The organism is Corynebacterium lemuris, from assembly GCF_024919295.1.
Classification (GTDB): Bacteria; Actinomycetota; Actinomycetes; order Mycobacteriales; family Mycobacteriaceae; genus Corynebacterium; species Corynebacterium lemuris.
In genome coordinates this window covers 17343-31403 of record NZ_JANWTC010000008.1, presented here as the reverse complement: position 1 = coordinate 31403, position 14061 = coordinate 17343, and the positions used below count along the sequence as shown (strand labels likewise).

12 protein-coding genes are annotated in these 14061 nt (G+C 67.3%); 11 read left to right on the top strand and 1 reads right to left on the bottom strand.

The features are described from left to right. Positions 1 to 32 precede the first annotated feature (32 nt). The gene (locus NYP18_RS10790) at positions 33 to 980 is read left to right on the top strand and encodes a hypothetical protein (protein WP_259428202.1); all 948 of its coding nucleotides are present in this window, start codon (positions 33 to 35) and stop codon (positions 978 to 980) included. Between the two features lie 114 nt (positions 981 to 1094). On the opposite strand, the gene malQ is transcribed toward NYP18_RS10790, so the two are convergent. Then, positions 1095 to 3230 carry a 4-alpha-glucanotransferase gene (malQ, locus tag NYP18_RS10785; RefSeq protein WP_259428309.1) on the bottom strand — a complete coding sequence of 712 codons (2136 nt, stop codon included), beginning with the start codon at positions 3228 to 3230 and terminating at the stop codon, positions 1095 to 1097. Positions 3231 to 3331: 101 nt separating this feature from the next. Here malQ and NYP18_RS10780 point away from each other — a divergent pair, with 101 nt between their 5' ends. The 10 genes from NYP18_RS10780 to NYP18_RS10735 all read left to right on the top strand — a co-directional run bounded on the left by NYP18_RS10780 (position 3332) and on the right by NYP18_RS10735 (position 14042). Beyond that, on the top strand, positions 3332 to 5179 hold the full coding sequence (locus tag NYP18_RS10780; RefSeq protein ID WP_259428308.1) for an AMP-dependent synthetase/ligase: 1848 nt from the start codon (positions 3332 to 3334) through the stop codon (positions 5177 to 5179). Positions 5180 to 5273: 94 nt separating this feature from the next. After that, on the top strand, positions 5274 to 5948 hold the full coding sequence (locus tag NYP18_RS10775; RefSeq protein ID WP_259428201.1) for a hypothetical protein: 675 nt from the start codon (positions 5274 to 5276) through the stop codon (positions 5946 to 5948). 10 nt (positions 5949 to 5958) lie between these two features. Next, positions 5959 to 7083, top strand: coding sequence for a radical SAM family heme chaperone HemW (gene hemW / locus NYP18_RS10770; protein WP_259428200.1), 1125 nt, complete (start codon positions 5959 to 5961; stop codon positions 7081 to 7083). Positions 7084 to 7199: 116 nt separating this feature from the next. Beyond that, positions 7200 to 8084, top strand: coding sequence for a type IV toxin-antitoxin system AbiEi family antitoxin domain-containing protein (locus NYP18_RS10765; protein ID WP_259428199.1), 885 nt, complete (start codon positions 7200 to 7202; stop codon positions 8082 to 8084). Positions 8085 to 8138: 54 nt separating this feature from the next. Then, a complete protein-coding gene (gene hrcA / locus NYP18_RS10760; protein ID WP_259428198.1) occupies positions 8139 to 9167 on the top strand; it encodes a heat-inducible transcriptional repressor HrcA in 1029 nt (342 codons plus the stop codon). 46 nt (positions 9168 to 9213) lie between these two features. Then, entirely contained in the window at positions 9214 to 10347 is a 1134-nt protein-coding gene (dnaJ, locus tag NYP18_RS10755; RefSeq protein ID WP_259428197.1) for a molecular chaperone DnaJ, read from the top strand. Then, positions 10344 to 11066 (top strand): 16S rRNA (uracil(1498)-N(3))-methyltransferase, encoded by a 723-nt coding sequence (locus tag NYP18_RS10750; protein WP_259428196.1) that lies wholly within the window; start codon positions 10344 to 10346, stop codon positions 11064 to 11066. The genes dnaJ and NYP18_RS10750 overlap by 4 nt, the downstream gene beginning before the upstream one ends. 44 nt (positions 11067 to 11110) lie before the next feature. Beyond that, complete coding sequence (locus tag NYP18_RS10745) at positions 11111 to 12079, top strand: PhoH family protein (RefSeq protein ID WP_259428195.1); 969 nt, start codon at positions 11111 to 11113, stop codon at positions 12077 to 12079. After that, entirely contained in the window at positions 12076 to 12705 is a 630-nt protein-coding gene (gene ybeY, locus NYP18_RS10740; protein ID WP_259428194.1) for an rRNA maturation RNase YbeY, read from the top strand. Before NYP18_RS10745 ends, ybeY begins: the two co-directional genes overlap by 4 nt. Further along, the gene (locus tag NYP18_RS10735) at positions 12705 to 14042 is read left to right on the top strand and encodes a hemolysin family protein (protein WP_259428193.1); all 1338 of its coding nucleotides are present in this window, start codon (positions 12705 to 12707) and stop codon (positions 14040 to 14042) included. Before ybeY ends, NYP18_RS10735 begins: the two co-directional genes overlap by 1 nt. Positions 14043 to 14061: the final 19 nt, after the last annotated feature.

Genomic DNA, 14061 nt, shown 5'->3' with positions numbered 1-14061 from the left:
GCACATTCCCGGCTGCGGAACACACTGGGCGCATGGAGAACTGGCCCCAGACATTCGGACTCATCGAACTCAGGAAGAAAACCCAGGCGGACCACGATTTCTGGCACAACAAGGAGGCCTGTCGCCTCCTGACCCCCGAGGTCGTCATCCCCGACGAGATCTACGACAGCCTCGAGGAATGGAAACGCCGGGTCGCTATGGCAGCAGCGGTCGGGCTGACCGTGGACACGGCGATCATCGCCGGAAGAGCAGCCGCCCGGCTGTGGGACATCAACGTGCTCAGCGATGACCCCACCGTGGAGCTGCTGCACACCGACGGCAAACAAGCCGGGGCGCGGAGCACCTGGCCACCGGGGGTGCACCATCGGCGGAACCATCTGAGCAGCGATGATGTCGTCACCATCCATGGTCTCCGCGTCACCAGCATTCCCCGTACGCTGCGCGATATCGCCGCCTGGCACGGCGTACTCGACGGACTGGTGTCCATCGACAACACCCGAAAAAAGTGGGAGGGGACCACGCAGGAATACCTGTCCGGCAAGTTGTTGTCCGGGGCGCAGTTCGCCGGCAAAGCCAGGGTCCGCGAGGCCATCGCTCTGTCGATCTCCAATTCCGCCAGCCCGCTGGAATCGAAGGCGCGGTACCTGATCCTGAAATCCGACCTCACCGGAATCGAGACCCTCGAGCCGCAGGGGGAGATCATCGTGAGTCCGGTGGAGGAGTACTACGTCGACTTCCTCATCAACGACTGGATCGCCGTCGAAATGGACGGCTACTTCAAACTGGACGGCACCTCTTTCGGCAAGACCGACGAGATGCTGCGCAAGGAACGCGCCCGGGAGGTCGCGATCCAGAACACCGGCCGGCGGTTCATCCGCGCCGGGTGGGAACATCTCAGGCCCGGGTGGGACGGCCGTATCCCGCTGCTCACGCTCATCGACGACGCCCTGCGCACCCACCCCGTCCCTGTGCTGGGTTGATGCACCGGACCCCGCGATCACCATCCCGCGATCACCCCCTGATTCCGCCGAAAAACCCGCGAGGAGTCCGAAATAGCGGCTCCTCGCGGGATCGTGATCGCAGGGTGCGCCAAACTACCGCTTCGAGGCCTCCGCGATGCGACTGAAGAGCTCCACGTCGGCCAGGTCCTCGATGAGCACCGGATTGCCCTCGCTGTCGCAGAGGGGGATGCACCAGTTGGGGTACTGGTCGCTGGTGGTTCCGGGCTGGTTCTGGGCGCGGATGTCGCCGACCATGTCGACAAGCGAGATGCAGCTCAGGGCGGAGGGGGTGCCGGCGATGAAGCGGTGGATGCCCTCCAGGAGGACGTCCAGGTCGCCGCGTTCGTCACGCTCGAGGCCCTCGAAATCGGTCTCGGCGAGTTCAGTGCCGTCGAAGCAGCCGGTCTCGCGGATGCGGTTGAGCACCTCGGCCTGCCATGCCAGGTCATTGGTGTCCTCTTCGGCGGCATCAGTGGTGAACAGGCCGAGGCGGTCACGCAGGGTGATGTGCTCGCCGGCGAGGAAACCGGCGGTGGGCGGCAGGTCGTGGGTGGTCACGGAACTCAGGGCCAGCTCGCGGTACTCGTGCTGCAGGCGCGGTCCCTCGACGGTGGGGGAGCCCTCGAACCACAGGATGGAGGTGCCCATGACGCCCTTTTCCGCCAGCACGTCCTGGACCCAAGCCTCGAAGGTGCCCAGGTCCTCGCCGACGACGACGGCGCCGGCACGTTCGGCCTCAAGGGCGAGGATGCCGACGAGTGCCTCATGGTCGAAACGCAGGTAGGTACCCGTTGAGGGGTGCTGCATGCGCGGCATGACGAAGAGGCGGAACAGGCCGAGGATGTGGTCGACGCGGATGCCGCCGGAGTGGCGCAGCACGGTGGCGAGCAGGTTGCGCCAGGGGCGGTAGCCGTCCTCGGCCAGGCGCACGGGGTGCCACGGGGGCTGGGACCAGTCCTGGCCCTGCTGGTTGTAGCCGTCCGGCGGGGCACCCACGGAGACGTCGGGGGCGAGCCAGGGCTCGAGGTTCTGGGAATCGGCACCACCGGGGTGGACACCGACGGCCAGGTCGGCCATGATGCCGATCTTCATGCCGGCGGCTGTGGCACGGGCCTGGGCGGCGGCGAGCTGTTCGTCGCAGAGGAACTGCAGCCACATGTAGAAGTCGACCATCTCGGCCAGGGGCGGCACAACCGCATGCGCGCGGGGGGTGTGGATGAGTTCGACCTCGCGCTCGGCGCACCAGGTGGCGAAGTCGATCAGGCCCTGGCCCTCACGCTCAATGTAGGCACGGAACTCCGCCTCCCGCTCCGGGGTGCGGCCGCGGCTGTGCATCTCGTGGAGCACGTCGAGTTTGGCCTGGTAGATGGGGTTGCGTTCGATGAGTTCACCGAGGGTGTTCAGCTCGGCGAATTCGCGGCCCAGCTCCACCACACGCGCCCGCGTCTCCCCGTCCAGCCGGGACATCTCGGGGATGTCCTCGATACGCAGGTAGATGGGGTTGATGAAACGCCGGGTGGTGGGCAGGTAGGGCGAGTCCTCGGCGGGTGGGAAAGGCTCCGCGGCGTGCATGGGGTTGACCAGGAGGAAGTCGGCGTCGGCCTCCCTGGCCAGGGTCTCCGCGAGCAGGCCCATGTCGTGGAAATCGCCGATGCCCCAGGAATCCCTCGAGCGCACGGAGTACATCTGGGCCATGACGCCGGTGGCGGGTTCGTTGATGTAGACGTCGGTCGTCGATAACCGCGCCGGGGTGATGATGAGCGCGCACTCGTGGCGCGCCTCGCCGGAGACCAGCTCGATGCGGTGCCAGCCGAGGGGCAGGTCGGCGGGGATGCGGAAGGTGGCCTCGCCCCAGGCCTGGCCGTCGGCGGTGACCGGCGGGGTCCAGTTCTCCTCCTGGATCACCTCGCGGACGGTGCCGTCCTCGCAGATGATGCGTACATCCGCGGGCGCACCGTGGTGCACGTGGACGTTGAAGGTGGGGGTGTCGCCGGCGACGGCGACGACACTCGGCGGCAGGGGGCGGGTGGCCTCGGCCTGGCGGTGCGCGGCGAGCACGGCGTGGAGCTCGTCGGGTTCGGGGGCGTCGGAAAGCACGACACCGAGGGCCCGCAGCGTTTTCAGCAGGGTGTCCTCGGTGACGGTGATCTCCGCACCGTCGCTGGCGGTGTAACGCGTGGCGACGCCATGCGCGTCCGCGAGTTCTCTCAGCACGTCCTGGATAGTCACACCGGTCATCCTGCCACCTCGCGCGGAAGCAGGCACCCTGTCTGTCCCCCATGGTGGGGTTGCAGGGGTAGCGTTGTGAGGTGAACAACAGTTATCAGCTGATGCGAGAGGACGCGCCTGTGCAGGAGTTCCACACCCCCGCCGAATACGACATCGCCCCCGGCGAGACATGCCTGACCGCCATGCTCGACACCGCGAGACGCTACCCGCGCGGCGTCATGTTCACCCGCCCCGCCAACTACGAGTGGGTCAACGTCACCTCCGCGGAATTCGTCAGCGAGGTCTACGACGTGGCCAAGGGCCTGGTTGCCTCCGGGGTGGAGCCGGGGGACCGGGTCGCGCTGATCTCCGCGACGCGTTATGAGTGGTCGCTGCTCGACTTCGCCATCTGGGCCGCCGGCGCGGTGAGCGTACCGGTCTACCCCTCCTCCTCGCTCTCGCAGATGCAGTGGATCATCGAGGACTCCGGCGCGGTGCTGGCCGTCACCGAGACCCGCGACCACACCGAACTGATCTCCCACCTGGTGCTGCAGGAGGACGGCACCCCGGGGCTGCAGGGCTCACCCTCGCAGCTGCGCCGGGTGCTGGAGATCAACTCCTCGGCGATCGCGACGCTGAAATTCGAGGGCCGCGGCATCGACAACGAGGAGATCGACTCCCGGATCGCCCGCACCGAAACCGATTCGCTGGCCTCCCTGGTCTACACCTCCGGCACCACCGGCCAACCGAAGGGCTGCCGCCTCACCCACCGCAACTGGCTGGCCGAGGTCCGCGCGATCCTCTCCCACCCGGTCGGCGCAATCTCCCGGCCAGGCAGCCGTTCCCTGACCTTCCTGCCCCTGGCGCACGTCCTGGCGCGTGCCGTCTCCCTGGCCCTGGTCATCGGCGGCGCCACCCAGAACCACTGGTCGGACTTCTCCACCCTCTCCGTCGAATTCTCCCGCTCCCGGCCGAACCTCATCCTGGGGGTGCCGCGCGTCTTCGAGAAGGTCCGCAACTCGGCGGCCGCGAAGGCCGCCGACGGTGGCCCGCTCAAGGCGAAGATCTTCGACCGCGCGGAGAAGACCGCCATCGAATACTCCCGCGCCCTGGACAAACCGGAAGGCCCCTCGAAGGCCCTGCAGGCCAAACGCAAGCTCTACGACAAGCTCCTCTACTCCAAGATCCGCGCCGCCATCGGCAATTCCGTCGAGTACGCCATCACCGGCGGCTCCGCCATGAGCCACGACCTGCTGCACTTCTTCCGCGGCCTGGGCGTGACCGTCTACGAGGGCTACGGCCTGACCGAGACCGCAGCGGCCGCCACCATCGACTTCGAGGACCAGAAAATCGGCTCCGTCGGCCGCCCGCTGGGCGGGGTGACCATCCGCATCAACGACGACGGCGAGATCCTGGTCAAGGGCCCCATCCTCTTCGACGGCTACTGGAACAACGATGAGGCCACCGCCGAATCCATGCACGACGGCTGGTACAACACCGGCGACCTCGGTGAGCTGCTGGAGACCGGCCACCTGGTGATCACGGGCCGCAAGAAGGACCTCATCGTCACCGCCGGCGGCAAGAACATCTCGCCCGGCCCGATGGAGGACTCCCTGCGCGCCCATCCCCTGATCTCCCAGGCGATGGTCGTCGGTGACGGCAAACCCTTCATCGGCCTGCTGGTCACCCTCGACGAGGACGCGATGAAACGCTGGCGCCTCAACCACAACATCCCGGAGAGCAAGTCGATCGGGGAGCTGGCCACCGACCCGACCCTGCGCGCCGAGATCCAGGACGCCGTCAACACCGTCAACGCCACCGTCTCCCAGGCGGAGGGTATCCGGAAGTTCTACATCCTCGACCGGGACCTCTCGGAGGAGGAGAATGAACTGACCCCGACGATGAAGGTCAAGCGCAACGTCGTCGTCGCCCGCTACACGGACGCAATCAACCACCTGTACAAGCCGTAACCCGGCGCGTCCTGCCGGTGCGCGCGGGTTTGTAGCCTAAAGTCAGGCGCAGTCCAGGTGAACATCAAGATCGACGGATAGGGGGCTGCCCACGATGCAGAAGATCGCCGCCGAGTTGCGCCACCGCGAACTCACCCAGGAGATCTACAACATCGGTGACGAGGTCGCCGTCTACACCGAGAATCTCCTCGAGGCCGTGCGCGACTGGGACCCGGAACTCACCCGCGAGTGTCTCGCCGAGTTCGTGGAGATCCTGGCCGACGCGCGCCGGGATTCCCGCCAGATCGTCGGTGAGCTCCTCGGTCTGCGCCAGGCGCTGATCAGTGGTCTGCGTTCGGGGGTGCTCTCCGCGAGCGCGGCCTCCGGTTCGCGGCTCCCGGAGCCGGAGCTTCTCGACGCCGTCTCCCTCGAGGAACTCTTCCCCGTGGCCAACCCCGTGACCGTCACCGGTCTCGCGGAGGCCGTCAATGCCCGCACCGAGGTCACCGTCGAGCATCTCGGCGAGCTGGTGGAGTGGGTGCTCGACCAGACGGAGCTGGTTGCCGGGAACCTCGATGCCGTCAGTCTGCCGCATCTCTACGCCCGCGCGGGCACGCACGTGACCGCGACGGTGGAGGGTTGGTTGGAGACGGTCGCCGGGGATCACCCCTCCTATGTGCGCACGATGCGCGGCACCCACCCGCCGGAGTTCCTCGCGGAGCGCGCGCGTATCGACGCCGTCGTCGCCCGCGTCTCCGCCAAACGTGCCCGCCGGGGTGCGGCCAGCTAACGTGGCGTAGATGTTCGGCGTCTACGTTCACGTCCCTTTCTGCTCGACCCGCTGCGGTTACTGCGATTTCAACACCTACACCCCGGGTGAGCTCGGTACCTCCGCCTCACCCGCCTCCTACCTCGATGCCCTGGCGGGTGAGCTGGAGCTGGCCGCGCCTTCGGGGCGTCCGGCCGAGACCGTCTTCATCGGCGGTGGCACCCCCTCCCTGCTCGGCGCTGATGGTCTGGCGCGCGTGCTGGGCATGGTGCGCGACACCTTCGGCCTGGCGCCCGGCGCGGAGGTGACCACCGAATCCAACCCGGAGTCCGTCTCCCCGGAATTCTTCGACGGGTTGCTGGAGGCCGGTTTCACCCGTATCTCGTTAGGGATGCAGTCCGCCTCCTCCGCCGTGCTGCGCGTGCTGGACCGCACCCACACCCCGGGCCGGGCCGTCGATGCCGCGAAGGAGGCCCGCGCCGCCGGATTCGCCCACGTCAACCTCGACATGATCTACGGCACCCCCACCGAGACGGACGATGATGTCCGACGCACCCTCGACGCCGTCCTCTCCGCCGATGTCGACCACGTCTCCGCCTATTCGCTGATCGTCGAGGACGGCACTGCCATGGCCCGCAAGGTCCGCCGCGGTGAGCTGCCGGCACCGGACGAGGATGTCTACGCCGACCGTTACGCCATCATCTCGCAGAAACTGGAGGACGCCGGTTTCGACTGGTACGAGGTCTCCAACTGGGCGAAACCGGGTGGCGAGTGCCGCCACAATGAGATCTACTGGCGCGACGGCGACTGGTGGGGTGCGGGCCCCGGCGCGCACTCGCATCTGGGCAACCGCCGCTTCCACAACATCAAGCACCCCGCCCGCTACGCTGACGCGGTGGCGAAGGGGGAGCTGCCCATCGCCGGCACCGAGGAGCTAACCGATGCCGACCGCCACACCGAGCGCATCATGCTCGGCCTGCGCCTGCGCGAGGGCATCCCATTGAGCTGGGTGGAGGCGGGGGCACACGAGGTTGTCGATAAGCAGGTGGCGGCGGGCCTGCTGAAGCATGTCGGGGAGCGCATCGCGATCACCGACGCGGGGCGACTGCTCGCCGACGGCATCATCACCGACATCCTGGTCGCCGAGGAGCGCTGAGCGGGCGGAATTCGCTCCACAGTTCCGGAGGGTCCGGCCCCCGGAAGGGCCCCTATCTGTGGAGTGAATTCCGCGGCCCGGGAACCTTCTGGCCCTGCGCGCAGTCCAACAGTGGCATGGAACCGCGACAGATTCTCCGCACCGCCGAACTCAACGCCCTGGGACACAGCCGCCACAAGATCTCGAAGCTTGTCGACGCCGGACAACTCCACCGTATCGACCATGGCATCTACTGCACCTCCCGGCCTTCGGGCGATTATCTGCTCCGGGCGCTGCAGCGCAGCCGACCGCACCTGGTCTTCACCGGGAAGACAGCCTGGCAGGTCTACGAGAAGAAGCACATCTCCGTGCCGGTACATGCGCTGGTGCCGCGCAACCGTCACCGCAGCGGCTCGCCGTATCTGCGCATCACCACCGCCAGCACCACACCGCACCGGCTCATCGACGGGCTGCGCATCGCCACCCCGGTCCGTGCGGCGCTGGACATGCCCACGAAGGACGAGAACTGGGCGGTGTGGCTGCTGGAGAAGCAGTATCCCGGCAGAACCGGCCAGGCGGAGCTGGAGGAGGACCTGGCCGCCTTCAGGAAAATCCCGAAGCGGCTGCGGGAACTGGTGGCCAGGGCGGCGGTGGGCGGGGATTCCATGACGGAGCGGATCCTGTTCCGCGTGCTGCGGGGGCGGGGGATCGTGATGGAGCAGAACAAGCTGGTCGGCCACTACTTCCGCGACGGGGTCAGTGAGAAGCACAAGCTGATCATCGAGGTCAACGGCTACGAGTACCACCGCACCAGGGATGTGTTGGTCAAGGACCACTGGAAGGCCAACGACGCGCACATCCGCGGCTACCGCCACCTGACGTATTCGGATGCGTGCATCGACATGCACCTGCATTCGGTGGTTGCGCAGATCGAGGCGCTCATCGCCGGGGAGGAACGGCTCAGCGCGCCCGTGTGGAACTGCCACAGTGCCCTGCGGGCGACACACAGGGAATGGAAATAGCACCCTCGGGGGTTACACTTGGGGAACCTAGCAACCGAGGGAGGTGAGTGCCAGATGGCTGGATCGACGGCGGATCGTCGGCAGGAGGTGCTGCGCGCGATCGTGGCGGACTACATCGCCTCCCAGGAACCGGTGGGTTCGAAGGCGTTGCTGGAGCGCCACCATCTGAACGTGTCGAGTGCGACGATCCGCAATGACATGGCGGTGCTCGAGTCGGAGGGCTATATCGCGCAGCAGCACGCGAGTTCGGGCCGGATCCCGACGGAGAAGGGCTACCGCCAGTTCGTGGACCACATCCATGAGCTCAAGCCGTTGTCGGCGGCGGAGCGCCGGGCGATCATCGGTTTCCTGGAGGAGGGGGTGGATCTGGAGGATGTGCTGCGCCGTTCCGTCCAGCTCCTCGCCCAGTTGACCCGGCAGGCGGCGGTGGTGCAGCTGCCGGATCTGCGGGTCTCGCGGGTCAAGCATGTGGAGGTGGTGGCGCTCGGGCCGACGCGTCTGCTGCTGGTGTTGATCACGGACACGGGCCGGGTGGACCAGCGCAACGTGGAGCTCGAGGAGCTCATCGACGCCGCCGGCGTCCAGCTCCTGCGCGACCTGCTCAACGGTGCGCTGGCCGACAAGACCCTCAAGGAGGGTTCGACGAGCCTGGTGGAGCTGGCGCACAACCCGCCGGCGCAGATCCGGCATGCGGTGATCCGGGCGTCGACACGCCTGATCGAGACGCTGGTGGAGCAGCCCACGGACCGCCTCATTCTGGCGGGCACGTCGAATCTGACGCGTTTCGCCCGGGATTTCCCGGCGGGTCTGCCCAGTGTGCTGGAGGCCCTGGAGGAGCAGGTGACGGTGCTCAAACTGCTGGCGAATGTGCCGGACCTGGGCAACGTGAGCGTGCTCATCGGTGAGGAGAATGAGGACGAGGATCTGCATGATGCCTCGGTCGTGGCCACCGGCTACGGTTCGGTCGGGCACATGCTCGGCGGGCTGGGTGTGGTGGGTCCGACGTTCATGGACTATCCGGGAACCATCTCGAAGGTCTCCGCCGTTGCACGGTATGTCAGCCGCATTCTGGCTGGCGAGTAGTATTTATCTGATCTTGAACAGCTGACAAAAGGAAGTCTCACTCATCGTGGCTCGTGACTATTACGGAATTCTGGGCGTCGACAAGTCTGCGACGGATGCCGAGATCAAGAAGGCGTACCGCAAGCTGGCGAGGAAGTACCACCCGGACGTCAACCCCTCGGAGGAGGCGGCGGAGAAGTTCCGCGAGGCGTCGGTGGCGCATGAGGTGCTCACCGACCCGGAGAAGCGTCGTGTCGTGGACATGGGCGGGGACCCGATGGAGCAGGGCAACGGCGGCATGCCGGGCGGCTTCGGCGGGGGTGGTTTCGGGGACATCTTCGAGGCCTTCTTCGGTGGCGGCGCCGGTGGTTCCCGGGGTCCGCGTTCGCGGGTGCAGCCGGGCAATGACGCCCTGCTGCGCATCGCGATCACCCTCGAGGAGGCTTTCGCGGGTGTGAAGAAGGACATCACCGTCGACACCGCCGTGGTCTGTGAGCATTGCGAGGGCACCGGTTCGGAGTCGAAGTCGAAGCCGGTGACCTGTGGGCAGTGCCACGGCCAGGGTGAGGTGCAGCAGGTGCAGCGTTCCTTCCTGGGCAACATCATGACCTCCCAGCCGTGCCCGACGTGTGACGGTTTCGGCGAGGTCATCGAGGATCCCTGCTCCCGCTGCTCGGGCGGCGGGCGTGTGAAGAAGCGCCGTGACCTGGTGGTCAACGTGCCGGCGGGCATCAACAACGGCATGCGCATCCGCATGGCCGGCCAGGGCGAGGTGGGCCACGGTGGTGGCCCGGCGGGTGATCTCTACGTGGAGGTCGCGACCCGCCCGCACCCGGTATTCCAGCGCGACGGCGACAACCTGCACCTGGCGGTCTCGGTGCCGTCGGTGGACGCCGCCCTGGGCACCGAGATCACCGTCGAGGATCTCGCGGGTGAGTCCCTGACCATCGAGATCCCGGCCGGCACGCAGCCGGGTGAGCAGATCCGCCTGGTCGGTGAGGGCATGCCGCGCCTGCGTACCGAGGGCCGCGGCCACCTCATCGCCCATGTCGAGGTCACCATCCCCACGGAGCTGGATGAGCGCACCCGCGAGCTGCTGGAGCAGATCCGTGACCACCGCAAGGAGGTCAGCAGCGTCAACCGCGAGGGTGAGAGCGACTCCGGTTTCTTCTCCCGGCTGAAGGACAAGTTCCGCCGGTGAGTCTCCCCGTCTTCCTCCACCCCGGGCCCTTCGAGGGCCACGTGCTTCTCGACGGACCCGAGGGCCGCCACGCCGTGTCGGTGAAACGCATCCAGGCCGGCGAGCGCATCATGCTTGCCGACGGCCGCGGCACCCACGCGGTAGTCCACGTGACGGCCACCCGCGGCAAGGATGTGCTGGAGGGGGAGGTGGAGGAGAGCGGTGTCGATAAGCAGGCCGGGCCACGGGTCACGGTGGTGCAGGCCCTGCCGAAGGCGGAACGCTCCGAGCTCGCCGTGGACCTGGCCACCCAGGCCGGAGCCGATGCGGTCGTGCCCTGGCAGGCCCAGCGCTGCGTGGCGAAATGGGTCGGCCCGAAGGCCGCGAAGGGCGTGGCGAAATGGGAGGCGGCGGCGCTGGCCGCGGCGAAACAGTCCCGGCGCACCCGCATCCCCGAGATCCTGGACGTGCACACCACGGCCCAGCTCGCGGAGCTGATCGCGGGGAAGACCGCGCTGGTGCTGCACGAGGATTCCGCCACCCCGCTGCGCGAGATCAACCTGGATGTGGACGAGGTGGTGCTCATCGTCGGCCCCGAGGGCGGCATCGGCGCGGACGAGCTCGCGCAGCTGAGCGCAGCAGGCGCACAGGCCGTGAAACTGGGCCCGGAGGTCCTGCGCACGGCCAGTGCCGCGATGGTGGCCCTGTCGGCCATCGGTGTGCTCACCCAGCGCTGGTAAAGTTCAGTGAAATCGTTGCAACAAGAAAGCAGGCGCCGGAGCCAGTGACAGCAGAGGTCATCACGAGGAAGGTGGAGATCGAGTCCGCCCACGCCCAGGCCGTGCTGGGGATCAACGACGAGAACCTGCGGGTGCTGGACAACCAGATTGACGCGGACTTCCACGCCCGCGGGCATGTCGTCCGCATCACCGGCCCCGACCATGAGGTCGCGCGCGGTGTGAAGGTGCTCGAGGAGCTCGAGTCGATCGCCCGGCGCGGGCACGTCATCTCGCCGGACTCGGTCAAACACGCCGTCTCCATCGTCACAGTGGAGGCGCCGCAGTCGGTGGCGGAGGTGCTCGCCAGCGACATCGTCTCTCGCCGGGGCAAGACCATCCGCCCGAAGACGCTGGGGCAGAAGGAGTACGTCGACGCGATCGACGAGCACACCGTCGTCTTCGGCATCGGCCCGGCCGGCTCGGGCAAGACGTACCTGGCGGTGGCGAAGGCGGTGCAGGCGCTGCAGTCGAAGCAGGTCAACCGCATCATTCTCACGCGCCCCGCGGTGGAGGCCGGTGAGAAGCTCGGCTTCCTGCCCGGCACGCTCAGCGACAAGATCGACCCGTATCTGCGCCCGCTCTATGACGCGCTGCGGGACATGCTGGATCCGGAGATGATCCCCAAGCTCATCGAGGCCGGCGTCATCGAGGTCGCCCCGCTGGCGTACATGCGTGGCCGCACGCTCAACGACGCCTTCGTCATCCTCGACGAGGCCCAGAACACCACCCCGGCGCAGATGAAGATGTTCCTCACCCGCCTGGGCTTCGGTTCGAAGATGGTGGTCACCGGCGACATCACCCAGGTGGACCTGCCCAGCGGCCAAAAGTCCGGTCTGCGCCTGGTGCGCCACATCCTGCGCGGGGTGGAGGGCATCCACTTCGCGGAGCTGTCCAGCAGGGACGTTGTCCGTCATTCCCTCGTCGGCCGCATCGTCGACGCCTACGACTCCTACGAGGAGAAAATCTCACAATGAGCATCGAGGTCTTCAACGAATCCGGCTACGAGGGTGTGAACGAGGAGATGCTCATCGACGTCGCCTCCTTCGCCCTCGGCGAGATGGACATCCACCCCGACGCCGAGGCCTCCATCCACATCGTGGACCTCAAGACCATCACGGATCTGCACGTGCGCTGGCTCGACCTGGACGGTCCCACCGACGTGATGAGCTTCCCGATGGATGAGCTGACCCCCGGTTCCGGTACGGCCCTGGGTGGGCGCCCGGACAGCAGGTCGGTCGGCCCGGCGCTGCTGGGTGACATTGTCCTGTGCCCGGAATTCGCCGCGAAGCAGGCCGTTGCCGCCGGCCACGGCCTCGACCATGAGCTGGCGCTGCTGACCGTCCACGGTTGTCTGCACCTGCTGGGCTACGACCACGCCACGCCCACCGACGAGCGCGAGATGTTCGCCCTGCAGAACGAGCTGCTGGCCGACTGGTACGACGACGTCACCCGCCGCGGCGTGAAATACCAGCCCAAGCCGACCGGCGCGCAGGCCTTCCCGTCCGCGGCCGACCGTGCGGAGCTGGACAAGATCGTTCCCGGCGGCGGACTGCCCGCCGTCGGTGAGCCCCGCCGGAGTGCCCCCGACGGGGACCGTTGATGGACATAGATGTCGTCTGGCTGGGCACGGTCACCGTGCTGGCCCTGGCGCTGTCCGGCCTGCTGGGCACCGTCGAATCGGCGGTCAGCTCCGTGTCCCGGGCACGCACCGAGGGCATGGTCAAGGACGATGTCAACGGCGCGCGTTCGCTGTTGACCGTCCTCGACCGCCGCGCCGACCACATCAACCTGCTCGTCCTGCTCAAGACGCTTCTCGACGCCACCGCCGCCGTCTTCGCCGCCGCCCTGGCCCGGGAGTACATCGCCTCCGACCTGTGGGCCATCACCCTGGCGATCGTCGCCGTGACGGTGATCAGCTACGCCATCGTCGGTGTCTTCGGCCGCACCATGGGCCGGAAGAACCCCTATTCGATCTCCCTGCGTTCCGCGGTGGTGCTGCAGGGCGTGGCCTATGTCCTGGGTCCGATCTCCCGGCTGCTGATCTGGACCGGAAACCGCATCGCCCCCGGCGCCGGTTTCCGGCACGGGCCGTACGCCACCGAGGTGGAGCTGCGCGAGATGGTCGACATCGCCCAGGAGCACGGCATCGTGGAGATCGAGGAACGCCGCATGATCCAGTCGGTCTTCGACCTCGCCTCCACCACGGCACGTCAGGTGATGGTCCCACGCACCGAGATGATCTGGATCGAGGACGACAAACACGCCGGCCAGGCCACCTCGTTGTGTGTGCGCTCCGGGCATTCGCGGGTGCCCGTGGTCGGGGAGAACATCGACGACATCGTCGGCATCGTCTACATCAAGGACCTCGTCCGCCACACCTACCACCTCACCGACGGCGGGGCCTCGGTCTCCGTACGCGAGGTCATGCGCCCGGCGACCTTCGTCCCGGAGTCGAAGAACCTCGACGAACTGCTCCATGAGATGCAGCGCGACCAGATCCACATGGCCATGCTCGTCGACGAATACGGCGGCATCGCCGGCCTGATCACCCTCGAGGACATCCTCGAGGAGATCGTCGGTGAGATCGCCGACGAATACGACATCAGTGAGGTCGCCCCCATCGAGCGGCTCAGCGACCGGAAGTACCGCGCCGTCTTCCGCCTCTCGCTTGAGGACCTCACCGACCAGATCCACGACGACCTGGACCTGGACATCGACTTCCCCGAGGACATCAGCGAACAGGTCGAATCCGTCGCCGGACTCATCGGCTACGAGATCGGCCGCGTCCCCCTGCCCGGCTCCGTCGTCGAGACCTGCGGCCTGCGCCTGACCGCCGAAGGCGGTCGTGACCGCCGGGGCCGCCGGCGGGTGCGCTCCGTCATCGTCGAGGTGCTCGAGCACGCCGGCCAGCGCGAGAACGGCAACGGCGAGGACTGACTTTCCAAAAGAGGGCCGG